Origin of the sequence: Sporosarcina sp. ACRSL (genome assembly GCF_022346605.1) — a bacterium.
In the GTDB taxonomy this organism is placed as follows: Bacteria; Bacillota; Bacilli; order Bacillales_A; family Planococcaceae; genus Sporosarcina.
Window position 1 is genome coordinate 41,424 of the sequence record NZ_JAKRNT010000011.1, and the last position, 23,116, is coordinate 64,539.

20 protein-coding genes are annotated in these 23,116 nt (G+C 41.0%); 18 read left to right on the plus strand and 2 right to left on the minus strand.

The annotated features are described in order from the left end of the window. Positions 1–13: 13 nt before the first annotated feature. Positions 14–1,585, plus strand: coding sequence for a SagB family peptide dehydrogenase (locus tag MHZ92_RS16330; protein ID WP_239432774.1), 1,572 nt, complete (start codon positions 14–16; stop codon positions 1,583–1,585). An 86-nt stretch (positions 1,586–1,671) separates the two neighbouring features. Here MHZ92_RS16330 and MHZ92_RS16335 read toward each other — a convergent pair whose 3' ends face one another. Together MHZ92_RS16335 and MHZ92_RS16340 are read right to left on the minus strand one after the other, a co-directional pair. After that, positions 1,672–2,880 (minus strand): DHH family phosphoesterase, encoded by a 1,209-nt coding sequence (locus tag MHZ92_RS16335; RefSeq protein ID WP_239432775.1) that lies wholly within the window; start codon positions 2,878–2,880, stop codon positions 1,672–1,674. A 67-nt stretch (positions 2,881–2,947) separates the two neighbouring features. Continuing rightward, a complete protein-coding gene (locus MHZ92_RS16340; protein WP_239432776.1) occupies positions 2,948–5,014 on the minus strand; it encodes a S9 family peptidase in 2,067 nt (688 codons plus the stop codon). A 311-nt stretch (positions 5,015–5,325) separates the two neighbouring features. On the opposite strand from MHZ92_RS16340, the gene MHZ92_RS16345 reads away from it, so the two are divergent. From MHZ92_RS16345 to MHZ92_RS16425, 17 genes are all read left to right on the plus strand, one after another. Continuing rightward, the gene (locus MHZ92_RS16345; protein ID WP_239432777.1) at positions 5,326–6,168 is read left to right on the plus strand and encodes a phosphate ABC transporter substrate-binding protein; all 843 of its coding nucleotides are present in this window, start codon (positions 5,326–5,328) and stop codon (positions 6,166–6,168) included. A gap of 54 nt (positions 6,169–6,222) precedes the next feature. Continuing rightward, complete coding sequence (gene pstC / locus MHZ92_RS16350; protein ID WP_239432778.1) at positions 6,223–7,137, plus strand: phosphate ABC transporter permease subunit PstC; 915 nt, start codon at positions 6,223–6,225, stop codon at positions 7,135–7,137. A 1-nt stretch (position 7,138) separates the two neighbouring features. Beyond that, on the plus strand, positions 7,139–7,963 hold the full coding sequence (gene pstA, locus MHZ92_RS16355) for a phosphate ABC transporter permease PstA (protein WP_239432779.1): 825 nt from the start codon (positions 7,139–7,141) through the stop codon (positions 7,961–7,963). A 69-nt stretch (positions 7,964–8,032) separates the two neighbouring features. Next, a complete protein-coding gene (gene pstB, locus MHZ92_RS16360) occupies positions 8,033–8,800 on the plus strand; it encodes a phosphate ABC transporter ATP-binding protein PstB (protein ID WP_239432780.1) in 768 nt (255 codons plus the stop codon). Positions 8,801–8,843: 43 nt separating this feature from the next. Next, entirely contained in the window at positions 8,844–9,503 is a 660-nt protein-coding gene (phoU, locus tag MHZ92_RS16365) for a phosphate signaling complex protein PhoU (protein WP_239432781.1), read from the plus strand. Between the two features lie 148 nt (positions 9,504–9,651). Next, a complete protein-coding gene (locus MHZ92_RS16370) occupies positions 9,652–10,992 on the plus strand; it encodes a sigma-54 interaction domain-containing protein (protein ID WP_239432782.1) in 1,341 nt (446 codons plus the stop codon). Between the two features lie 238 nt (positions 10,993–11,230). Continuing rightward, on the plus strand, positions 11,231–12,487 hold the full coding sequence (locus MHZ92_RS16375; RefSeq protein ID WP_239432783.1) for an ABC transporter substrate-binding protein: 1,257 nt from the start codon (positions 11,231–11,233) through the stop codon (positions 12,485–12,487). Between the two features lie 150 nt (positions 12,488–12,637). Then, positions 12,638–13,540: a branched-chain amino acid ABC transporter permease gene (locus MHZ92_RS16380; protein WP_239432784.1), complete on the plus strand. Its 903-nt coding sequence runs from the start codon at positions 12,638–12,640 to the stop codon at positions 13,538–13,540. Between the two features lies 1 nt (position 13,541). Continuing rightward, on the plus strand, positions 13,542–15,356 hold the full coding sequence (locus tag MHZ92_RS16385) for a branched-chain amino acid ABC transporter ATP-binding protein/permease (RefSeq protein ID WP_239432785.1): 1,815 nt from the start codon (positions 13,542–13,544) through the stop codon (positions 15,354–15,356). Beyond that, positions 15,328–16,047, plus strand: a complete 720-nt coding sequence (locus tag MHZ92_RS16390) for an ABC transporter ATP-binding protein (RefSeq protein WP_239432786.1) — start codon at positions 15,328–15,330, stop codon at positions 16,045–16,047. The genes MHZ92_RS16385 and MHZ92_RS16390 overlap by 29 nt, the downstream gene beginning before the upstream one ends. 77 nt (positions 16,048–16,124) lie before the next feature. Next, the gene (locus MHZ92_RS16395) at positions 16,125–16,892 is read left to right on the plus strand and encodes a 3-hydroxybutyrate dehydrogenase (protein WP_239432787.1); all 768 of its coding nucleotides are present in this window, start codon (positions 16,125–16,127) and stop codon (positions 16,890–16,892) included. A 143-nt stretch (positions 16,893–17,035) separates the two neighbouring features. Continuing rightward, positions 17,036–17,548, plus strand: a complete 513-nt coding sequence (locus MHZ92_RS16400) for a DinB family protein (protein WP_239432788.1) — start codon at positions 17,036–17,038, stop codon at positions 17,546–17,548. A 61-nt stretch (positions 17,549–17,609) separates the two neighbouring features. Next, a complete protein-coding gene (locus MHZ92_RS16405) occupies positions 17,610–18,317 on the plus strand; it encodes a DUF4386 domain-containing protein (protein WP_239432789.1) in 708 nt (235 codons plus the stop codon). 81 nt (positions 18,318–18,398) lie between these two features. Beyond that, complete coding sequence (locus tag MHZ92_RS16410; protein WP_239432790.1) at positions 18,399–18,935, plus strand: DUF4256 domain-containing protein; 537 nt, start codon at positions 18,399–18,401, stop codon at positions 18,933–18,935. Between the two features lie 67 nt (positions 18,936–19,002). Further along, the gene (locus MHZ92_RS16415; RefSeq protein ID WP_239432791.1) at positions 19,003–19,575 is read left to right on the plus strand and encodes a GNAT family N-acetyltransferase; all 573 of its coding nucleotides are present in this window, start codon (positions 19,003–19,005) and stop codon (positions 19,573–19,575) included. 303 nt (positions 19,576–19,878) lie between these two features. Then, the gene (locus MHZ92_RS16420) at positions 19,879–21,267 is read left to right on the plus strand and encodes an NCS1 family transporter (RefSeq protein ID WP_239432792.1); all 1,389 of its coding nucleotides are present in this window, start codon (positions 19,879–19,881) and stop codon (positions 21,265–21,267) included. A gap of 179 nt (positions 21,268–21,446) precedes the next feature. Then, positions 21,447–22,835, plus strand: a complete 1,389-nt coding sequence (locus MHZ92_RS16425) for an NCS1 family transporter (protein WP_239432793.1) — start codon at positions 21,447–21,449, stop codon at positions 22,833–22,835. The last annotated feature ends 281 nt before the right edge of the window (positions 22,836–23,116 follow it).

Sequence of the window (23,116 nt, forward strand, 5' to 3'; positions counted from 1 at the left end):
AGGAGGTAGGAGGATGAATCTTGAGGCATTTCTGCACAATCTCCATTTTGACATTGACAAAGTAACCCCGCCAGACTGGGAAGTGGATTGGGGCGATGCACCGCTACCGTATAAGCTCTACCGCGGTTTACCGGTGATTCCGCTTTCTTCGGAAGTACCATTGATGCTTAAAAGGACGGAGGTACCTACAAAGCCTGATCAGAGCAAATTCGGTCATTTACTCTGGTATGTATTTGGTCTTACTCAATTTAGCGAGTCAATCATGAACTTGGAATTCAGCGATCCAGCCATGAACATAATGCAATCGAAACGACGGTTTGTTCCTTCAGGTGGAGCGCTGTATCCCAACGAATTGTACGTGTATTTGAAGATAGAGGATTTGCCTGCCGGTGTATACCATTATGATGTTGCACATCACCGCTTAGTGTTGCTGCGCGAAGGAAATTTCGATTCATATATATCCCGGGCACTTGGTAATCGCTGTGACCTATCCAATTGTTTTGGAACTGTTTTTGTATCGACAATGTTTTGGAAGAATTTCTTTAAATATAATAACTTTTCCTACCGTCTTCAAGGATTGGATGCTGGTGTTCTAATTGGACAATTACTGGAAGTTACAAAATGTTTTGGTTTCGGCTCTTCGGTATACTTCCAGTACCTTGATCGGGCCATCAACCATCTCCTTGGGCTTTCCGAACAAGAGGAAAGTGTGTATGCAGTCATTCCGCTATCTGTGGAATTAACAAGCTGCTTCAACAGAAGTAACATAGATGGGGAGGATACTGCAACTGAATTATGCCAAGAGTTGCCGGCGATTCAGTCTACTCATTACGTTCACTCACGAAGGGTTCTGGAGTTTCCGATGTTAACAAAGATGAATGAAGCATCTATGTTGGAATCAACGAAATCGTTTCGTCAGATTAAAGAGGAGCACATAAATGACGAGGAACAAATAATGAATTTGCCTTATGTGGAGCAATTATCGTATGATTTGGCATCGGTCTCCCGAAAGCGATTTTCACCGGACGTAGATTTTGTGTTGGGGAATGTTCGTCAACTTCAGCTTGCCACACTACTTAAGGGAGCGATGGATTCCTTCTCGTATCAAAATGATTTGGATGGAGTTCAAAAGAATCAGAAGTCCCGCGTCTCCATTTATGGATCTCTGTATAATGTCGAGGGTATTCCGGACGGTGCCTATCACTATGATAGCGATAGCCATGCGTTACGCCAAGTACAACTCGGAGATCAGCGATTACGGTTACAGCAAGGATTGTCCGGAAGCAATGTAAATCTGTTTCAAGTACCGCTTTGTTTACAAGTGGTTGGGGACAAAAATTATTACAATACGGAATTGGGATACCGAGGGTACCGAATTCAACAAATGGAAGCGGGAATGCTGGTGCAAAGGTTGCTGCTTATCGCGTCATCCCTCGGATTCGGAGGGCACCCACTTCTCGGGTTTGATGTGAACAGTAGTGATGCTATTTACAAGCTAAATACACAAGGAAAAACAAGCCTTATCCAAATCCCGACAGGTTCATATCGACACCGTCCTTCGTTAAGTGGAGGTCTGCATAGCTAAGTAAGTGGAAACGCCATCATATGAAAAGTGCCAAATACCCAAGGTCTCTAACTCATTGGGTACTGGCACTTCTCATTGTGTTATATCTAATTCAAATCGTCCGGTTTTTCATCAGATTTATTAACCCTAATCTGCTCGATTAAATAATTGACAAAAGCATCATCGCGTACAAGCCATGCTTCGTAGTTTCTTTTGAGGAAACGCTCCGCTTCCTCGAAACTTGTAAAGGTTTGTTCTAACTTACTGTTGTTTTGTTCGATTGCCCATACTTGATCAGTTTCCGGATAGACGAAAAAGCTCTCTTCCGTTCGGTTTTTATACAAGGAACCGAACGAAGACTGTTTTACATTATAGCGGTTTCGCCGCGCATCTTCCCGTAATGGCTCTAAATGGAACGTGTCCAGTACAAACTGTTGAAAAGCCTCTTGAGTCAACGAGCATCCAGAAGCTTTCGCATGCCCGCCACCGCCAAAATGCCCGGCAACTTCCGATACGTCTACATGATCATGGATTGTACGAAAACCGACTCGTTTCCCTCCAATATTCAGGATGGCGATGTAATCGAGATGCGGGTATTCTTTGCCGAGTTCATTGCCAAGTTCCGAATGGTAAGATTCCGCATAAACAATTCCTGCGAAAAGGTCTCCGTTTTGCGACTGGACAAGTTCCCGTCTTTTCCTTCGAATATACCGTTCGATTTTATCCTCTTCCATATCAAGTATTTTCTTCTCAAATTCATCAAAGTGGAAATGGTCATCTGGAAGTAGTCGTTCGATCATTTTTTCCTCGAATTCATCAATCGTAATTAGGAAAAAGAGAGCATTGAGTCGCTGTGCAGACTGATTATTATTTTTCTCCCATTCCCATGTATCATACTGTCTGACGAGCTCGACAAATTCGGCTATCGCGTCAGAAGGCTCTAATAACTGATGTGTCACCAGATAGTCATAGAATAGAGAAGTTGCCGACGTTAGTTTTCCTTCGTTATCCTCAACGACAACATGACCCCATTCATACTCATTAAAGTGCAGCGCCGTTTTGTGGTGATCAATCAATTGAATCTTTCCGCCATCTTGATAAAACGTCTCTAGTCTTTCTTCATTTTCTTCATTGACCGACAAATCCGTAATAAACAGAAATGTTTCCTGATCATCATTTCCCAAAAACCACTCCACTTCTCGGTCAAGACCGGAAACGGAATTATAGCGAACTTTCACTTGCTTCCCAAAGGCAAGCTTCGCTAAAATCCCACAACCTACACCATCCAAGTCATTATGAGACAACAATTTATACATGTCATTCACTCCTTGAAAGACAGTATAGTCAAATTGTGTTGGTGACAATCATCAAAAAAACCCTCGATTAACGAGGGTTTGGAATTTCTGCAGTAACACCGAGCCTATCCAAAATGAATGCATAGCATTCCGCAGCTTCCTTCAAATGATTGAAACGGCCCGATTTGCCGAAATGGCCGGCGCCCATATTTGTTTTCATGACAAGCGTGTTCTCATCGGTTTTTAAAGCTCTCAGACGAGCAACCCATTTCGCTGGTTCCCAATAGCCGACACGTGGATCGTTTATTCCGGTCGTAATATACATATGCGGGTAGTCTTTCGCTTCCACGTTGTCGTAAGGGCTATAGGACTTCATATAGAAATAGTCCTCTTTCGTCCGTGGATCGCCCCATTCATCCCATTCCAGTGTGGTGAGGGGAATCGTCGTGTCGAGCATTGTCGTGACGACATCGACAAAGGGCACTGCCGGAACGATGACCTTAAACAGTTCTCCTGCCATGTTGGCGACTGCGCCTACGAGCAATCCTCCTGCACTGCCTCCGCGAGCTGCTAGTAGGCTAGGGGTTGTGTAACCCTCGTCAATAAGATGTTTCGCTGCAGCGATAAAATCGGTAAACGTGTTTCGCTTGTTTTGCATTTTTCCGTCTTCATACCAATGCCGTCCCATTTCAGAACCGCCGCGCACTTGCGCTGTCACAAATACAATTCCTTTTTCCAAGAGCGGAAGACGATACGGATCAAAATGCGGATTGCTGTTTGCTCCATACGATCCATACCCATACAATATCAACGGCGCAGGCCCAGCATCGAGCGCCCCTTCTCGGTAAACGATTGTCATCGGTACGTTGACGCCATCCTCGGCTTTAGCCCATAACTGCTCTTGACGGAAGCGGGAAGAGTCATATTCACCACTGACAGGAGCAACTTGCAAAAGTTGCTTCTCCCCGGTGAGCAGACCGAGCCCGTACGTAGTTTTTGGTGTGAGCAAAGACTCGTATTGGATCAATACCTCTTCTGTCTCGTAGGCTTGGTCATCCAAAATTGACACTGTATAGAGGGATTCGTCCCATTCAATCTGCTGTAACTCACCATCTTGCAATACCCAGATTTGCGTCAAACCATTTTCCCGGCCAGCGACAAGTAATTTGTCACGGAATGGGTATACACCTTGAAGATAGCGGTTCTCATTATATGCCACTACGTTTGTCCGCGCATGAAAATCATCGAGAGGACAACGAAGCAGCTGGAAGTTCAGTGCATCTTCGTTTGTCAGGATGAGCAATTCATCTTCCCAATGCTCGACATCATATTTGATCCCATCACGCCGGGCATCAAACAACTGTAAAGGCGCTAACGGCGAATCTGCATCTAATAGGCGAATTTCACTCGTTGTTTTCGAGGAGGAATGCACAAAGATAAATTTCCCGCTTTGCGATTTTGAAATGAATAGTGTAAACGTATCGTCCTTTTCTTCATAGATCAGCTCATCTCTTTCCGTGTCACTCCCTAAACGATGCCTCCATAGCCTGCAAGGCCGCTGATTGTCATCAACAGTAATATAAAAAATATAGTCAGCGGTCCGGCTCCACTCTACACTGCCATACAAAAACACATCCGGTATCCGATCAGGTAAAAGCTCACCTGTTCCAATATCTTTCACGTAGATCGTATACCGATCCGTGCCGTCACGATTTTCCAAATAAGCGAGGCGGTTATGATCGTTGGTCAATCGCGACACCGTGACGCTTAAGTAATCGTCTTCCTCCGCTAATTCATTCAGGTCGAGCACCACTTCCTCCGGCACATTGTGCAAGGACTCGCGGCTTGCTGCTTTCTTCCGTGCAAATATCGGATATTGTTTGTTTTTATCCAAACGAGAATAGTAGAAGAATTGTCCATGCTGCACAGGCACTTTCACTTCCGTATCGGGAACACGTTCAACCATGCTTTCATAAATCTGTTCGGTTTGTTCCTCGAGGGGACGCATAATTTCATCGTAATACCGATTTTCTTCCTCTAAATACTGGATGACTTCCGGATTGGTGCGATCCTTCAGCCAATAATAGTCGTCTTCCCGCGCATCGCCATGCAATTTATGGGGATGGGGAATGCGTTTTGCTACAGGTGGCTTCATATTTGAGCCCCTCCTTTCCTTTATACATATGACTTTCGTGACATTCCTTGGAAAGTCCTCTTTTATTTCGAAAGTGGAAATATTTTTTATTATAAGTAAACGATTGCGAAATTAGATTAGTTTGATTGAAAAAGGGAAGGAATAAATAAAGAAATCAAACGATCAAGAAGGAATTCCAAAAAGATCTATATATCGTAGAATTCAGAAAGTGTAAATAGAATTTACAAAACCTTTACAATAACACCTATTAAAATTTACAAATGGGCATTATTATTTACATTGGGTCAACAATTCATGCCGGAGGGACAACTATGAAATTAATTAGGCAAGTAACGAAAGGATTATTGGTTATTTCTTTAGCCGTTGTATTAGCTGCTTGCGGCAACAATGACGAGGGAGGTACCAAAGCTTCAAAAGAAGGTGTACCGACAATTGCTATTTCCGGATCTACATCTGTAGGACCGTTAGCTGAAAAATTAGCATATAAATATGAAGAGACCAAGGATGTTAAAATAGAAATTAATCAGATCGGATCTTCAGCGGGGATCACAAATGCAATCAATGGGGTTTCTGAAATCGGTATGGCCTCCCGCGATTTAAAACAGGAAGAGATCGAAAGCGGATTGAAAGAAACAATTATTGCTTTCGATGGCATTGTAGTAGTCACCCATCCGACGAACAAAGTGAAAGATCTCACGTTGGAAGAAGTGAAGAAAATATTCACTGGTGAGGTGACGAACTGGAAAGAGCTTGGCGGAGATGATATGGAAATTGTCGTTGTTTCTCGCGAAGATGGCTCAGGTTCACGTGATGCATTCCAGGAAATCGTAGACTACTCGTCAGGGGAGTTAGTTAGAAGTGCCATTATCGCAAGTGGAAACGGAAATATTAAAACGACTGTTGCAACAAATAAACATGCAGTTGGTTTTGTTTCCTTCGAATATGTGGATGAGTCTATTTCAACGTTGGACATTAATGGCGTGGAAGCAACACCGGATCATGTTCTGAACCAAACATATCAACTAGCACGTCCATTCTTGTTTGTTCACAAGGAAGAAAATTTAACAGAGGCAGGACAACAATTTATTGATTTCATTTTAAGTTCAGATGGACAAGCCATTGTTGCTGAAACTGGTGCGATTCCAGTTAAGTAATTTGTTATTTACACTTACATCTGCCATGAATAGTTATCTTGGAGGAATGCAATCATGACAAGCCCACCTATTGAAAACCAAAATATAGGTAACGGTAAATCAAATAGAAGTAAATATATATTGGAAAGCTTATCATCAAAGCTTTTCTTATTCTGTGCGCTATTATCAGTGTTCAGTTTGTTGTTAATCGTCGGCTTTGTATTTTATAGAGGTTCTCATCCGTTCATAGCAGAGGGCTACAGCTTCTTGGATTTCATCTTTGGCGTAGATTGGGTGCCGAGTGAAGATAAATTCGGTATCTTCCCAATGATTGTCGCTTCCATTTATGCAACAATTGGTGCATTGATCATAGGCGTGCCCATTGGATTGTTCACAGCAATCTTCCTATCGGAAATCGCGCCAAAGCGGTTTGCGAAAATCATTTCGCCAGCAGTACAGTTGCTAGCAGGAATTCCATCTGTTTTATATGGTGTTTTTGGACTAGCGATCATCGTGCCGTTTTTGCAAAATAACTTAGGTTTAGCGAAAGGGCAAAGCTTGATAGCAGTCATTATCGTATTAGCGATCATGATGCTTCCGACAATTGTGACGGTAGCTGAAACGGCGATCCGTGCTGTTCCAAGAACATATCGTGAAGGTTCTTTGGCACTTGGTGCTTCCGAAATCGGCACCATTTTTAAAGTAGTCGTACCAGCAGCGAAGTCCGGAATTATGGCAGCCGTTGTTTTAGGTTTAGGACGAGCGATCGGTGAGACGATGGCAGTTATTTTAATAGCAGGAAACAGTTTGATCATTCCTACAAGCTTGACAGACAGTGTCCGCCCGTTGACAACAAATATTGCATTGGAAATGGGTTATGCTGCAGGTGTCCATCAAGAAATGTTGTTCGCAACAGGGATTGTATTGTTCTCCTTCATCTTGATTTTGAATTTCGTTTTGGCAAAAATCAGTGCAAGGGGTGCTAACTAAGATGAGAACGTTTAAAGATAACTTATTGCGCGGACTTCTATGGTTTTCAGCTTTCGTCACAGTTGCGATTTTATTGCTCATTGTTGGATACATTTTTTATAAAGGGTACCGTCTTATCAATTTTGAATTTATCTTCGGAGATTATTCACCAACGGGTGGCGGTGGAATTTGGCCGATGATCGTCACGACCGTATACACAATCGTTATTTCACTTGTTATTGCAACGCCTATCGGAATTTTGGCAGCGGTGTACCTTCAAGAGTATGCAAAGCAAGGCCGGCTCGTAAAAACAATCCGTTTTGCGACAGAAAGCTTAACGGGGATTCCTTCGATCATCTATGGATTGTTCGGGGCAGTATTCTTTGTGACGACGTTAAAACTTGGCATGTCGATCATTTCTGCTTCCTTGACGTTGACAATTATCGTATTGCCGGTCGTGATTCGTACAACTGAAGAAGCACTGAAAACGGTGCCTCAAGCATATCGTGAAGGTTCTTTAGCTTTAGGAACAACGAAGCTTCAAACACTTGCAAAAGTCATCTTACCAAGTTCAATGCCTGGAATACTGGCAGGTATTATTCTTTCCATGGGACGGATTATTGGTGAGTCCGCTGCGATCTTTTTAACAGCTGGAACTGTGGCAGCGATGCCTTCCGGTATTTTCTCCTCTGCAAGGACATTAACGGTCCATTCCTTCTTAGTTACTCAGGAGGCGGGAGATATAGAACTTGCAGCTGCAATTGGAATCGTGTTAATCGTCCTTATACTAGCTTTGAACTTCTTGGCTACGTTCATTTCCAAGAAGTTAAACAAAGCAGATTTTTAATAGTACAATAGCGTGCAAATCAAGTTTTTGAGCGGGATATAGAAGTTGAAGGAGGAAAAATGAGCGCTTATGAAGCAATCAGAGGGAACAGCCAAGATCAGTGTAAAAGATTTGAATCTATTTTACGGAGAGAAGCAGGCACTATTTGATGTGTCGTTAGATATTGAAGAGAAGAAAGTAACCGCGTTAATCGGGCCTTCGGGTTGCGGGAAGTCAACGTTTCTCCGAACGTTGAATAGGATGAACGATCTTATCGATGGCGTTAAAATCAGCGGGGACATCGTTATCGACAAAGAAGATATTTATAAATCAGCGGATGTCATTAAACTGCGTACAAAAGTCGGCATGGTATTCCAGAAGCCGAATTTATTCCCGATGAGCATTTACGATAATGTTGCGTACGGTCCGCGGGCTCAAGGCATTAAAAACAAGAAAGAATTGAACAAAATCGTTGAGGAAAGTTTGCGCGGAGCTGCAATTTGGGATGAAGTGAAAGACAGACTGAAATCCTCCGCACTTGGCCTTTCAGGTGGTCAGCAACAAAGGGTTTGTATTGCCCGTGCCATTGCGATGAAGCCAGATGTCATTCTTATGGACGAGCCTACTTCCGCACTTGACCCGATTTCTACGTTAAAAGTTGAAGAATTGATTGCACAATTGAAAAAAGCATATACAATTGTAATTGTGACACATAATATGCAGCAGGCTGCCCGGGTATCGGACAAAACTGCATTTTTCCTAAATGGAGAAGTTATTGAATATGACGTCACGAATTCCGTCTTTTCCAATCCGAAAGACCAAAGAACAGAAGATTATGTAACAGGTCGTTTCGGTTAATTGCGCAAAGGCCAAAATGATGACATGAGAGGTGACTGTGATGATGAACGTACGAAAAAACTTTGACAAGAACTTGCAACAGTTACAAAACAAAATGATGGAGATGAACGCGCTAACCGTATCTGCATTCGAAAAAGCGTTCACTGCTTTCAAAACACAAGATGTTGAATTAGCGTTACGAGTCATTGATGAAGACACAGTAATTGATAATCTTGACCATGAAATCAATCAATTTGCAGTGTGGCTCATTGCAAAAGAGACACCATTTGCAACGGATTTGCGAAGAATTATTGCGTCATTAAAAATCACTTCTGATATTGAACGAATTGCCGATTTCGCCGTAAACATCGCGAAAGCGACAGCTAAAATCGGAAATACTGAATCACTGATCAACATTACAAGTCTTGAGAAAATGAATGAAGTATCCCTTGACATGCTTAAAAAGGCAGTTACAGCCTTCATCGATGGAAATATGGAGTACGCGAAGGAAGTCGCCGCTTTGGACGATATCGTCGACAATGCTTATGCAGAAACATACAAAAGCATCACGGAATACTTGCGTACACATCCTGAGCAAACAACACAGCTCGTCCAATTACTATTCATCAACCGTTATCTTGAACGCACTGCCGACCACATTACAAACATCGCGGAAAGTGCTGCGTACTTAATTAAAGGTCAGATTTACGATTTAAATCAATAACCAATCACTTGAGGTGAGATCCTTTCGTTTCGGAAGGCTCTCACCTCTTTTGTCTTTCACAATCGGGGACTACCAAAATTATTCTATTTGCACTATATTTACTATTCTGAGAAGATATTCACATTAGAGAATATGAGGGAGGGGTATTATGAATGCGGTGACGGATCGATTAACGGAGTCAGTCTTATTGGAGATCCTGGAGAATGCTTTTCAATGGTTTGTTGTCGTTGATAAAGAGACGAACATTCTATATATCAATGAAGAATACTGTAAATTCCTCGAAACGACTCGTGAAGAAGCAATCGGAAAGCCTGTAAATGAAGTCATTGAAAACACTCGTATGCATGAAGTGGTAGAGTCAGGTGAAGTGCATATAGCCTCACCGCACTTTATTAAAGGAACCTATATGTTAGCGAACCGGGTACCATTACGAGTTGACGGGGAAATTGTAGGGGCTTTCGGAAGTGTCATTTTCCGAGACTTAAACGATTGGCATAATTTGAGCTCTCATGTGAAAACGACAATGGAGAAAATAAAAATTGGACAGGAAACAGAGAAAACGATTTTTCAGCTTCAGGATATACTTGGGTCCTCTGATGCGATTAAATCGGTCAAAGAGACGATTCAAATGATTGCTCCGAGTGATTTACCTATATTGATTCAGGGAGAAAGCGGGACAGGAAAGGAAATGTTTGCGCAAAGTATTCATTATCGATCGAATCGCTCTGAGAAGCCTTTTGTGAAAGTGAACTGTGCATTAATTCCAGTGGAGTTTCTTGAACTTGAGCTTTTTGGAAGTGTTGGACCTACCGGGCAAATCCAAAGAAAAGGGAGATTCCATCAAGCCGAAGGCGGTACATTGTTCTTTGAGGATTTAGGGGACATGCCACTAGCAATGCAAGTTAAATTATTGCGTGCGCTCCAGGAAGGTACGATTGAACCGATTGGATCACACAAAGCAAGTAAAGTAAACGTCCGAATTATCGCTGCTGTAAATCAACCGCTGAAAACCTTAATGGAATCGGGGAAGTTGCGTGAGGATCTGTATTATCGGGTTCATGCAATTACCCTGCACATTCCTCCACTTCGTCAGCGAATGGATGATTTCGAGGAAATCGCGAATCACTTTTTTTACGATACGATTGCAAAAGTGGGAAAGCGCAATCTTTCCATTGCACCGGAGACGATGCAATATTTGAAAGAATATAGTTGGCCGGGGAATGTAAGGGAATTGCAAAATGTCATTCAAGCGGCAGTCTATTTAACAAATGGAGACGTAATCCTCCCTAGTGTCTTGCCTCAAGAAGTTCGAATCAAGTCCCGGTACTATTCGAACCATGCCCAAACGTTACAGGAAGCAGTTGAACAATTGGAGAGGAACTTAATTTCTGAAACCCTTCAGATCTACCCGAATCGAAGAGAAGCGGCAAAGGTTTTAGGGCTAAGCAGAAGTACGTTTTATGAAAAGTTGAAAAAATATGGCTTTTGACCTATTTTCCGAATTTCAGGACAGTAATCCGGAAATTCGGACTTCCTACAATGCGTTGTTTATATGCTGGAAAAAAACAGTCCGGATTATCGGACTGTTTTTTCTATGTCCCTCGTAAAACGTCTTAAAATAAGGGTTTGCAAGTTTTCATAAGCTTTGATTAAATGAATGAAAGCGTTTACTTTTGTTGGAGGTGGTCCAAGGAAGACAAGCTGTAGCATCGGTAATTGCATGAGGATTGAAGATTGGATGGGGAACTTTGGGTTTATTAAAAAGGGGAGGAATTATTTTGAGAAAATCAAGTTCAATCTTTCTAGTAGCGTTTCTGGTATTATTTACAATTTTAGCAGGATGTAGTCCACAGGTAAAAGAAACAAATGCATCAAATACTAGTAATTCTAGTAAATCTTCAGGACAAGAGACCTTTAACCTAGGGTTAGCTATTTCTATGTCAGGTGGAACAGCTCTATTTGGTGAAGGAGTAAAAAGGGGTGTGGACCTAGCTATTAAGGACTTTAACGACGCTGGCGGTTTTGAAGGGAAAATGGCAAATTTAGTCCTCTATGATGATGAAGCGAAACCGGAAAAGTCGATCGAGATTGTTCAAAAGTTAATTAATCAAGATAAAATTGTGGCCCTCGTTGGACCTGCTAACTCCGGGAATGCCATGGCTCATATTCCATTTGTTCAAGAGGCAAAAATCCCTGAAGTTGTACCAGTAGCTACAGGGACAAAAATTACACAAGAGTATAAAGATGCCGATAAAAACTATATTTTCCGTGTAGCTCCTCTTGATGGGGTTCAAGTGTCCGCTATTTTAAAAGAACTTATCGAAAAACAAGGACTGACAAAACTTGGTGTCATCCATGATACGGAAGGGTACGGCCAAGGTGGTAGGGATGATATTGTAAAGCAAATGAAGGAAGTCTACAATATGGAACCGACTGCTATTTCAGCCTTTGATCCAAAGGAATTGAATCTTGAGCCTTCTATTCGAGAAATGAATAATGCAGGGGTGGAGGCAGTCATCTTCTACGGACTTGCACCACAGTCAGCCAAGTTACTTGAAGCTCGTTTCAATGAAGGGTTGAATGCTCCTATTTACGCGACTTGGGCTACGGGTGACCCTACTGTTTTAAATTTAGTTGGGGATCTTGTATTGGGTGATCTATTCTTCGTACAGTCATATACGATTGACCAAAATGATAAAGCAAAAGCATTCCATAAAAGAGTAGTGGATACGTACGGTGAGGATGTATTCCCTATTGCCACAGCACAAGGATATGACAGTGCAAAACTTATCTTAGATGCAATAAAAAAGGTTGGTTTGGATAGTGAAAAAATTCGGGATCAAATTGAGTCCTTCACGGACTTCGATGGTGTAACAGCAATTAAATCAACACCTTTCACTAAAGATAACCATGAAGCATTTGGTATTGACGAAGTATTCATCGCCACCTATAACGAAGATTTACAAATTGTTTCAGCAGAATAAAAGAGTCAACATGTTGACGTTTAACGTTATTTAGTCCTGTTTTAGTCGCGAGGGAAAGGTGCATATAATTAGGTGCAAAAGGGTAATCTATGAAGATTTCCCTTTTCACCGCTGCTGAATTTTGTAGCATTTTACAAGGGGGCGTTTGCTTTGGATTTACTAACAGATATCATCAAAGCCATTGTTAATGGGCTCGTGTATGGAAGCATTTACGCAATCATTGCCCAAGGCTACTATATTACCTTTATTACCACTAGAACGATGAACTTTGGTCAAGGTGACTTTGTCATGCTTGGTTCACTTATTGGATTATCCACATTCACGGCAGTAACTACTTCAGGTGGGGGAGTATGGATTGCCTTTTTAGCATCATTACTTGTGGTAATCGTTATATTGGCAATTTCTGGTTGGGGATTGCAACAAGTCGCTATCCGTCCATTAAAAAGTTGGCATTCTATTGGGTGGATTTTAAGTACTGTAGCCGTTGCGATGATTGTAAGAAACGTAGCAATGCTTATTTGGGGAAGAGATGTATTAATGGCCCCCTCACCTTTTGGACGCGCCATTTTAGATTTAGGTATATTGAAAATCCGCTATCATGAAATATTTGTACTCGTTAGTGCTGCCGTTATTATGTTCCTACTATACATCTTCTTAAAGAAATCCTTATTTGGAAAGGCGCTTGAAGCAGTTGCCTTCAATAGAGATGCTGCTTCATTAATGGGCATTAATCCTCGATTAATGGCTTCCATAGCATTTATCATTGCAGGGATTCTGGCAGGAGTAGGTGGAGTTTTAGTCGGGCCGATGGTTCATCCAGGTGCATTTATTGGTCTTTTTCTAGGATTAAAAGCATTTGCGGTTGCAATTATTGGCGGTATCGAGAATCCACGAGGCATATTTATCGGAGGACTACTGCTTGGGGTGTTAGAAAATCTCTTTACTTTATACAGTACATCCATGAAAGAAGCTGCTGCATTCTTCTTAATTCTTGTCATTTTAGCAGTCCTTCCTCAGGGGTTATTTGGAAAACGAGTAAAGGAGAAGTTCTAAAATGATAAAAGCAAAATGGTGGATTTATCAAATTGTGATCCCGCTCGTCCTCTTGTATGCATTTCCGTGGGTTTTTAATAATGCTCATACCATTCATGTAGTCCAGTCATTTTTAATTACCTACATTGTCATCGTAGGGTTAAATCTACTCGTGGGACTCTCCAATCAGATTTCCTTGGGACATGTCGGATTTTATGCAATCGGAGCCTATTTATCTGTCATCCTTACCATGAAAGTAGGATTGAATTTCTTCGTTAGTATTGTGATCTCTGCCTTAATTGCTGCAGTATTTGGGGCAGTCGTAGCACTTCTTTCTTTAAGAGCGAAAGGTCCATATTTGGCAATGGTAACAATCGCCTTTGGGGAATTAATTAGTATTATCGCCAACCGCTGGGTAGATGTCACGGGTGGTCCTGCAGGACTTAGAACTTCGCAACCATCCCTATTCGGTTTTGAGCTTGGACCGATTGAATATATGTGGTTTATCGGTCTATTGGCAATTATATTCACAGCAGGCGCGACGAATATATTTAGAGGCCGTTATGGAAGAACCTTTATTGCTTTTGGAAATAGTGAAGTTGCATCAGAGGTGCTAGGGATTAATGTTCGAAATTGGAAAATACTAGCCTTTTCTATCTCCGCTTTTTTAGCAGGAATAGGAGGCGGACTGTTCGCTTTTCAAAACCAGTTTGTCAGTAGTACAACCTTTGATTTGCATTTATCGATTATGTTCCTCATTGCGGTTATAATCGGTGGATCAGGAACAAAAATAGGTCCTATTATAGGTACAGCGATTATTGTTGGGTTACCTCAATTCCTCCACAACTATGTAGATTATCACTTAATGATCTTTGGTGGAATATTATTAATCGCCCTAGTTCTATTACCTGATGGTATTGTAGGTGCCTTATCTAAGCTTTCTTTCTTTAAAAAGTTTTCGAGTAAAAAAGTGAATACTGAATTAGGAATCTTACACGATCATCAGGAGGCAACAATCGATTTACCCGATGGGATTGACGGGAAGCTGTTAGAGTTAAAAAATATTTCGATGCATTTTGGTGGACTCAAAGCAGTCGACAATGTTGACATTGAAGTTTTAGGTGGGACTGTTCACGGAATTATTGGTCCAAATGGATCAGGAAAAAGTACGACGGTGAACGTTCTAAGTGGGGTCTATATGCCGACTGGCGGAAGCCTCCTTTGGAGAGGTAAGAACATTACAAAATATGCTCCTCATGGTATTGCAGAAGAAGGAATTACGAGAACGTTCCAAAATCTACAGTTGTTTGAAGACATTAGCGTTTTACAAAACGTCATGGTTGGTTTTCATCGTCACTTTAAAACAGGTTTCCTGAAGAACCTATTGTATCTAGGTCAGGTATCTGCCGAAGAGCGACACTATGCACAAAAAGCCTATGATCTACTACGGATTGTTGGCTTAGAAGACAGAGCCCATGAAAAGGCATCTGACTTATCATATGGTGAACAACGATTAGTTGAAATAGCTAGGGGGTTAGCATTGAAACCCTCATTGCTTATTCTAGATGAACCAGCAGCAGGAGCGAGTCCAGTAGAAATTGAAAAAATCATGGATGTAATCCAACGTTTAAAGAATGCAGGATTGTCTATTATTTTGGTTGAACATCATATGGATATCGTTATGAATATTTGTGATTATATTACAGTTTTAGATTTCGGTAAGAAAATTTGTGAGGGAACTCCTGAAACTGTTCAAAACGATCCAAGGGTAATTGAGGCCTATCTTGGTGGGGAAGAGGTGAACGAGCTTGTTGCAGGTACAAAATCTATCGGTTAGTTATGGGCAAGCATCTGCTTTACACAAAGTATCAATGGAAGTAAATGAAGGCGAAATTGTTGCTGTTATTGGTCCGAATGGGGCTGGCAAAACTACACTGTTAAACACGATTACCGGGTTGCTGAAGGCAAAGGAGGGGACGATTCTCTATAAGGATAATGTGATTTCAGGTACTCCTGCACATAAAATTTTAGGGTTTGGTATCTCCCATGTCCCTCAAGGTCGTCAAGTCTTTGGTGATCAATCGGTAGAGGATAATCTAATTTTAGGTGCATTTTCGATTAAAAAAGAAAAACAAAAAATCCAAGAGCTTATCGAAAGAGAATACGAAAGATTTCCAAGACTCAAGGAGAGAAGATGGCAGCAAGCAGGTACATTAAGCGGTGGGGAGCAACAGATGCTAGCTGTATCCAGAGCGCTTATGTCTGATCCTGATTTTGTTATTCTGGATGAGCCATCGATGGGCTTATCACCTATATTTGTAAAACAGATATTTGACACGCTAATAGAGTTGAAGAAGGCTGGCAAGACCGTTATGGTTGTCGAGCAGTTAGCCATGGCTGCTTTAGCCATATCTGACCGAGCCTATGTTTTACAAGTAGGTGAGGTGAAGTTACATGGACAATCACGAGATTTGTTAAGGGATAATAGTCTGGTGAAAACGTATTTAGGTTCAGCTACAGCGAACTAATATAGATTTAAAATACGTTGTTATCCATAAGGTATATCACGTAGGCGCTCTGTATTTATGTTTCAGGAGGAGTTCATATGGTGGAAGGAAAAGTTTTATTTATAACAGGAGCTGCACAAGGGATCGGTTTTGAAATTGCTCAAGAATTTTCCAAAGCCGGTGCGAAGGTTGTTTTATCGGATATTCATGAGGAGAAAGTGAAGGCAGCTGCCGACAATCTAAGCGGAGACGCAATTGGTATCAAATGCGATGTTACATCCGAAGTTGACTTACAAAAGGCAATCGATGAAGCAATCGATCATTTTGGGAAAATTGATATCCTCATTAATAATGCAGGGATGCAGCATGTAGCGATGCTCGAGGATTTTCCGACGGACCGATTCGAGTTCCTTGTTAAACTTATGCTGACAGCGCCATTTATAGCAACAAAGCTCGTATTGCCGCATATGCGGAAAAACGGTTTTGGACGAATCCTAAATATGGCGTCCATCAATGGACTCGTCGGGTTCGCAGGGAAAGCCGCCTATAACTCGGCGAAGCATGGTGTCATCGGTTTAACAAAAGTAGCTGCTCTTGAAACGGCGGCAGACGGAATTACGGTAAATGCGATTTGTCCAGGATATGTTGACACGCCGTTGGTGCGCAATCAGCTACAAGACTTAGCTATAACACGCAATGTTCAACTTGAGTCTGTATTGGAGGAAGTCATTTATCCGTTGGTACCACAGAAGAGGCTTTTAGATGTTAAGGAGATCGCTGATTTAGCATTATTCCTTTCAAGCAATGAAGCAAAAGGAATGACCGGGCAAGCAGTAGTATTAGATGGCGGATATACAGTGCAGTAACGAAGTGACCTCTCTATTTGGAGAGGTTATTTTTTTGGTTCCCCTCATAACCAAAGGGTTCTCCAAGGAGAATACATTCGTCACAGAGAACATATATAAAATAAGAATCTATAAAAGCAATGTCTCAGGAGGGCAGAAACCTAATGAATAAGTCGGTACATGACAATTTGGATGAAACGAGAAGTGACCTCATAAAAGAAATTGCTACCTTAACTGATGTTCAATTCAATAGTAAGCCTGACATGAATGGTTGGAGTATCGCACAAGTTTGCCACCATTTAGTGTTAGTGGAACAGTCAACGATAAAAGCGATTGATTGGGGATTAAAAAGGGGGGATAATGCCCCGATAGAACGGAAGAGGATTGATCAAAAATTATCGGACAGAACGCACAAATGGAAAGCACCACAAATTGTTGAACCTAGCGTAGAACCATTTGAAGTTCAGCAAATCATTGAACTGTTAAACGAATCTAGAAGTAAACTACTGACTTTTTTGAATGGAATTGATGATCTATCCACCTTAACGGAGAAATCGGTCAAACATCCCGCTTTAGGTGATTTGCCTCTTGATCAATGGATTGAACAGGTCTATTTGCATGAACAGCGACATATCGAACAAATAAAAGAACTGAAGTACCATTTAAATGTGAACTGACATACCTTCGTGGATATTCAGTTCATTTTTGATTGTGATAACACCGTAGAGGGGGGAGTGTATGACGCAGGATAGAAAGAATGGATTGATAATAGGCATTTTATATATTGTAGCTGCGGTCACTTCCGTCATAGCTGTTGTCTTTTATCAGTCAGTACTGTCAGAGCAATGGTATATGTCCGCGGCAAATGGATTAGATGCGAAGGTGTTAATAGGAGTTCTAAACGATGTTTGTCTAGTAGGTGCGGCTATTGGGACAGCAGTCATGCTGTTTCCATATCTCCGGAGGTGGAACGAACATATTGCTCTAGGATATCTATGTTTTCGATATATGGAAGCTGTTTTCATTGCAATCGGTTTGGTAAGTATATTAGGTCTATTGCACCTTAGTGTACATTACGAAGAAGGCAACTTAGCCAGTGAGTATCTTCACGCTGCAGGTTTACTGTTGCAATCATTTCATCGGTGGACATTTATGTTGGGTCCCAATTTAATGTTAGGCTTAAATACACTCATGTACAGTTACTTACTATATAAGACTGGATTAGTGCCAAGAAAACTAGCGCTATTTGGTATGGTTACAGCCGTTATGGTATTCATAGGTGGTTTACTAGACATGTTTGGTATTGTGGACCCTATTTCTACAGCAAAGGGAATCATTGCTTTACCTGTAGGTGTTTATGAAATGAGTTTGGCTATCTGGTTAATTGGGAAGGGATTTCATAAGCAAAATCTCGAAAAACTAAAAAGAGGTAAACGCAAAGGTTGAATTATGGGCAAAAGCAGGTCATATTAAAGTTAGTTGAGTTTGGTGTGCTGCAGAGGCGCCCGATATAAAGGAGAGACTAATATGACACATGAAGAACTGATTATTACACTGAAAGAACGTTTTGCAAACAATATGGAACGCCATACTGGCCTTGAATGGACTCAAGTTCAAGAAAAGTTAGAGGCCAATCCAGAAAAACTACGGTCGCTCTTAGAGATGGAACAAACCGGTGGTGAGCCGGATGTTGTTGCTTATGATACAGATACGGGCGAATTCATTTTTTACGATTGTTCAGCGGAAAGTCCTAAAGGACGTAGAAGTGTTTGTTATGATCGGGAAGCCTTAGAAGCAAGAAAAAAACATAAGCCGGAAACTAGCGCTATGGATATGGCTGAGGCTATGGGCATTGACATGTTAACAGAAGAACAATATCGTTGGTTGCAGACGCTTGGTAAATTCGATCTGAAAACATCGAGCTGGGTGGAGACGCCAACTCGCATTCGAAAACTTGGGGGAGCGCTCTTTTGTGATCGTCGATACGATACGGTCTTTCTCTATCACAACGGAGCCGATTCCTACTACGCTGCCAGAAGCTTCCGCGGCTCGCTCCGAGTGTAATGAACAACAATATTTTACTTGTGAGCACTGGTTACGATGCCAGTGCTTTTTTGGGGGAGGAAGGAAAATGATTACATACAAAGAAATCGATTCATCCTACTTTGATCAATATGACCAAATTCCGATGATTGTCCGTGTAAAAAGTATTTATCGACTTGAAAAGATCGAATGTGGATTAGGAGGAATTTTGTTTATCGAGTCCCCGGTCGAGGAATACATAAAAGATTTAGGAGTATATGAAAAAGCAAGCCAATATGCCGATGAATTTGATATTACAAATTGGGTTTTTTTCATGGCATTCGATAACGACATTCCAATTGGTGCTGTAACAGTGGCCTCTAAAACAGAAGGTGTTCAAATGCTCGACGGCAGGGACGACATGACTGTGTTATGGGATATACGAATAGATGATCAATACAAGCAACAGGGCATTGGGACAAAGCTTTTTTCGATGGCTGTTGAATGGTCTAGATTGAATGGGTTTAGGCAGATGAAGATTGAATGTCAAAATAACAATGTTCCGGCTTGTAAATTTTATCAAAAACAAGGTGCGACTTTAGGTAAGATAGATGAATATGCGTATTACAATGAGGCTCCGGTGAAGGATGAAGTACAACTCATTTGGTATGTAGATTTATAACTTTCAATCAATTGTTCCGGTGTATTGTTCAAAGTGTACAAGTGACTGTACGCCGAAGCTGTTGTTGTTAGTTTTGTTATGCAGAGTATATAGCGGAGCTTTGTTAACTTTGTTAAATAGACATAAAGACCAGCCTCATAAAGCTATGTATAATAACTATTGTAAACAACGGAAACGTTCTCTAAGGATATGAAAAGGCTGATTTAACCTTATTTGTTTGCAACTAAAAACAAATTATAACCGGCCGTTTATTATATGAGGATAATTTCGAACTACAACATACAATGCAAAGGAGCATGGCATATGTCTACAGTTAACGAAAGTTACGATACAAAAATTGAACATGCCACTGGATTGGATGAATCACTACATCCGAAGACCGATAAGGATCGAACGGTTAAACCGAAAGATTATATCTTTATGTGGATTGGCGACGGCGTCAACTTAGGTAATATGACGTTAGGGGCCAGTGTAATTGTAGCAGGTGTCGCAACACTAAACATCTTCCAAACAATTTTAGCAGCTTTAGCCGCAATCGCGATCATTTCAACTGTCTTTGCTTTGAATGACCGACTAGGCTACAAAAAAGGAATCCCTTACGTTATACAGCTTCGAATGTCCTTTGGTATAAAAGGAACAGTGATCTCATCACTCTTACGAGGTATACCTGCCATCGTTTGGTACGGTATTCAAAGCTGGATCGGTGGAACTGCCTTAAACGAAATTATGAAGATTGCTACAGACGGGTCCTTCGATAACATCTTTATTTGTTTCGTAGCGCTTCAATTATTCCAAATTGTACTTTCATTATTCGGCTTCCATGCAGTTAAATGGGTAGAAACAATTGCATCAATTGTCTTCTCAGTCGGGCTTATTTATGTATTTACTCTTCTTGTGTCAAACTACAGCACTGAAATCTCACAAAACTGGATCCAAGCAGAAGGCTCATGGGGCTTGCCGTTCTTCGGACTCATTATGGTCTTCCTAGGGAACTATGCTGGTATTTTTGTAAGTGCAGCTGACTACTCAAGAGAACTGAAAACTGGCCTAAGTGATAAGAAACGTGGTGCATTATACTTTGTGCCAATCACTCTTTCATACGGTTTCGTTATTATCATCGGTGCAATGCTTGCCGCTGCAACGGGTATCACGAATCCTGCCCAAGCACTTCCGGTAGTCCTGAATAATGATATTCTTTCTGTTGCTGTCTCTGCATTTATCGTTGTTACGGTAATTGCGACAAATATGGTGGCGAACATTATCCCGCCAGTTTATGTTATTACAATGTTAACGAAACTAAAATACAAACCATCAGCAATTATTACAGGATTGCTTGCGTTAGGCGCATTCCCTTGGTTGCTTATTCAAGAATCATCAGCTACAGGTTTGAACATGTTCATTCTGATATATTCCGCGTTCTTAGGACCGGTCATTTCAATCCTGTTAGTCGACTATTATATTCTCAGAAAACAAAAAGTCAATGTTACTGATTTGTACAATGAAGAAGGTCCTTATGCAGGATTTAATAAAGCAGGTTTGTTTGCAATGCTGATCGGTGCTGCCGCTGCGTTCCTAGTGGTTGATATCGCATGGATCATCGGTGTAGTTGTCGCAGGAACAGCATATTATCTTCTATCGAAGTATGCCTTTAAAGATTCAAGCTTCAAAAAAGGAACAATCTTCGAAAAGTAAATTTATAAACACGAAATGCCTCACGGAGAATCGTTCTCCCTGGGGCATTTTTGTATTGCACATAATAAAGGAAAAGAAGTACATAATACTATTTATTAATATGTTGTCCTTGAATGAAATAAATTTACACTTTCGGGATCCTCTGTAAGTACTTCACACAATACAAAGGAGTATGGTTTATGTCTACAAATAATGCAAGTCCGGACTCGCAGATCGAACATGCTACGGGGTTGGATGAATCACTACATCCAAAAACTGATAAAGATCGGACGGTTAAACCGAAAGACTATATATTTATGTGGATTGGCGACGGCGTCAACTTAGGGAATATGACGTTAGGGGCCAGTGTAATTGTAGCAGGTGTGGCAACACTAAACATCTTCCAAACAATTTTGGCTGCTCTTGTCGCAATTGCAATCATTTCCACTGTCTTTGCTTTAAATGATCGACTGGGCTACAGAAAAGGCATTCCATATGTTGTTCAGCTTAGAATGTCGTTCGGGGTAAAAGGAACGGTTATATCGTCACTATTACGTGGTATACCTGCCATCGTTTGGTACGGTATTCAAAGCTGGATTGGCGGAACTGCCTTAAACGAGATTGCCAAGATTATTACAGGTGGATCCTTTAATAATATTTTTATTTGTTTTGTCGCGCTACAATTATTCCAAATTGTACTTTCGTTATTCGGCTTCCATGCAGTTAAATGGGTAGAAACAATTGCATCTGTCGTTTTCATTGTGGGATTGATTTATGTATTTGTAATTCTTTTGTCGAACTACAGTGCTGAAATTACACAAAATTGGGTACAAGCAAAAGGCTCATGGGGATTGCCGTTCTTCGGTCTCATCATGGTCTTCCTAGGGAATTATGCCGGTATTTTTGTAAGTGCGGCAGACTATTCCAGAGAGCTGAAAACTGGTATGAGTGATAAGAAACGTGCATCCTTATACTTTTTCCCGATTACCCTTTCATATGGTTTTGTTATTGTCATCGGTGCAATGCTTGCCGCAGCAACAGGTATAACAAATCCTGCACTAGCACTCCCGGTCGTACTAAATAACGACATTCTTGCTGTTGCGGTATCTGCATTTATCGTATTTACGGTAATTGCGACAAATATGGTCGCAAATATTATCCCGCCGGTTTATGTTATTACAATGTTGACGAAACTGAAATACAAAACATCCGCCATTATTACAGGACTGCTTGCGCTAGGCGCATTCCCTTGGTTGCTTATTAAAGAGTCGTCGGCTACAGGTCTGGATATGTTCATTCTTATTTATTCCGCGTTTTTAGGGCCAGTTATTTCAATTCTGTTAGTCGACTATTATATTTTAAGAAAACAGAGGGTCAATGTTACTGATTTATACAAGGAAGATGGTCCTTTTGCCGGATTTAATAAAGCAGGTTTGCTTGCGATGCTGATCGGTGCAGCCGCTGCGTTTATAGTGGTTAAGCTTGCATGGATTATTGGTGTAGTCGTGGCTGGAATAGCGTATTATCTTTTATCGAAGTTTGCTTTTACAGGGTCAAGTTTTAAAAAAGGGACGATTTTTGAGAAATAATATACCTTTAGAATCGCCTCATGGAGATGGACTCTTCACGAGGTTTTTCTGTTGTTTCTTTTGAACAAATCGTTGTCTATAGTGAACATATTGATTACCCTCCTTATTAACATTAGATAATAAAAGTTGAATCTTTTGGTTAACTAAACTAAAGAATTATTGCTTTTATTGTCTTATAATAATGCTGTTAACTATTATTGTACAAAAACATTCAGTTAACTCATGTATTAATTAATAATATCATTCATTACGAATAGACAAAGTGTGTCGATAGATAGTGA

Bases quoted from the DNA above. Each gene is read 5' to 3' on its own strand.
- MHZ92_RS16335 (WP_239432775.1), bottom strand. From the start codon at position 2,880: ATGTATAAATTGTTGTCTCATAATGACTTGGATGGTGTAGGTTGTGGG.
- MHZ92_RS16400 (WP_239432788.1), top strand. From the start codon at position 17,036: ATGAATAAGTCGGTACATGACAATTTGGATGAAACGAGAAGTGACCTC.
- MHZ92_RS16330 (WP_239432774.1), top strand. From the start codon at position 14: ATGAATCTTGAGGCATTTCTGCACAATCTCCATTTTGACATTGACAAA.
- MHZ92_RS16405 (WP_239432789.1), top strand. From the start codon at position 17,610: ATGACGCAGGATAGAAAGAATGGATTGATAATAGGCATTTTATATATT.
- MHZ92_RS16345 (WP_239432777.1), top strand. From the start codon at position 5,326: ATGAAATTAATTAGGCAAGTAACGAAAGGATTATTGGTTATTTCTTTA.
- MHZ92_RS16415 (WP_239432791.1), top strand. From the start codon at position 19,003: ATGATTACATACAAAGAAATCGATTCATCCTACTTTGATCAATATGAC.
- MHZ92_RS16410 (WP_239432790.1), top strand. From the start codon at position 18,399: ATGACACATGAAGAACTGATTATTACACTGAAAGAACGTTTTGCAAAC.
- MHZ92_RS16395 (WP_239432787.1), top strand. From the start codon at position 16,125: ATGGTGGAAGGAAAAGTTTTATTTATAACAGGAGCTGCACAAGGGATC.
- MHZ92_RS16425 (WP_239432793.1), top strand. From the start codon at position 21,447: ATGTCTACAAATAATGCAAGTCCGGACTCGCAGATCGAACATGCTACG.
- phoU (WP_239432781.1), top strand. From the start codon at position 8,844: ATGAACGTACGAAAAAACTTTGACAAGAACTTGCAACAGTTACAAAAC.
- pstA (WP_239432779.1), top strand. From the start codon at position 7,139: ATGAGAACGTTTAAAGATAACTTATTGCGCGGACTTCTATGGTTTTCA.
- MHZ92_RS16340 (WP_239432776.1), bottom strand. From the start codon at position 5,014: ATGAAGCCACCTGTAGCAAAACGCATTCCCCATCCCCATAAATTGCAT.
- MHZ92_RS16370 (WP_239432782.1), top strand. From the start codon at position 9,652: ATGAATGCGGTGACGGATCGATTAACGGAGTCAGTCTTATTGGAGATC.
- pstC (WP_239432778.1), top strand. From the start codon at position 6,223: ATGACAAGCCCACCTATTGAAAACCAAAATATAGGTAACGGTAAATCA.
- MHZ92_RS16420 (WP_239432792.1), top strand. From the start codon at position 19,879: ATGTCTACAGTTAACGAAAGTTACGATACAAAAATTGAACATGCCACT.
- MHZ92_RS16385 (WP_239432785.1), top strand. From the start codon at position 13,542: ATGATAAAAGCAAAATGGTGGATTTATCAAATTGTGATCCCGCTCGTC.
- pstB (WP_239432780.1), top strand. From the start codon at position 8,033: ATGAAGCAATCAGAGGGAACAGCCAAGATCAGTGTAAAAGATTTGAAT.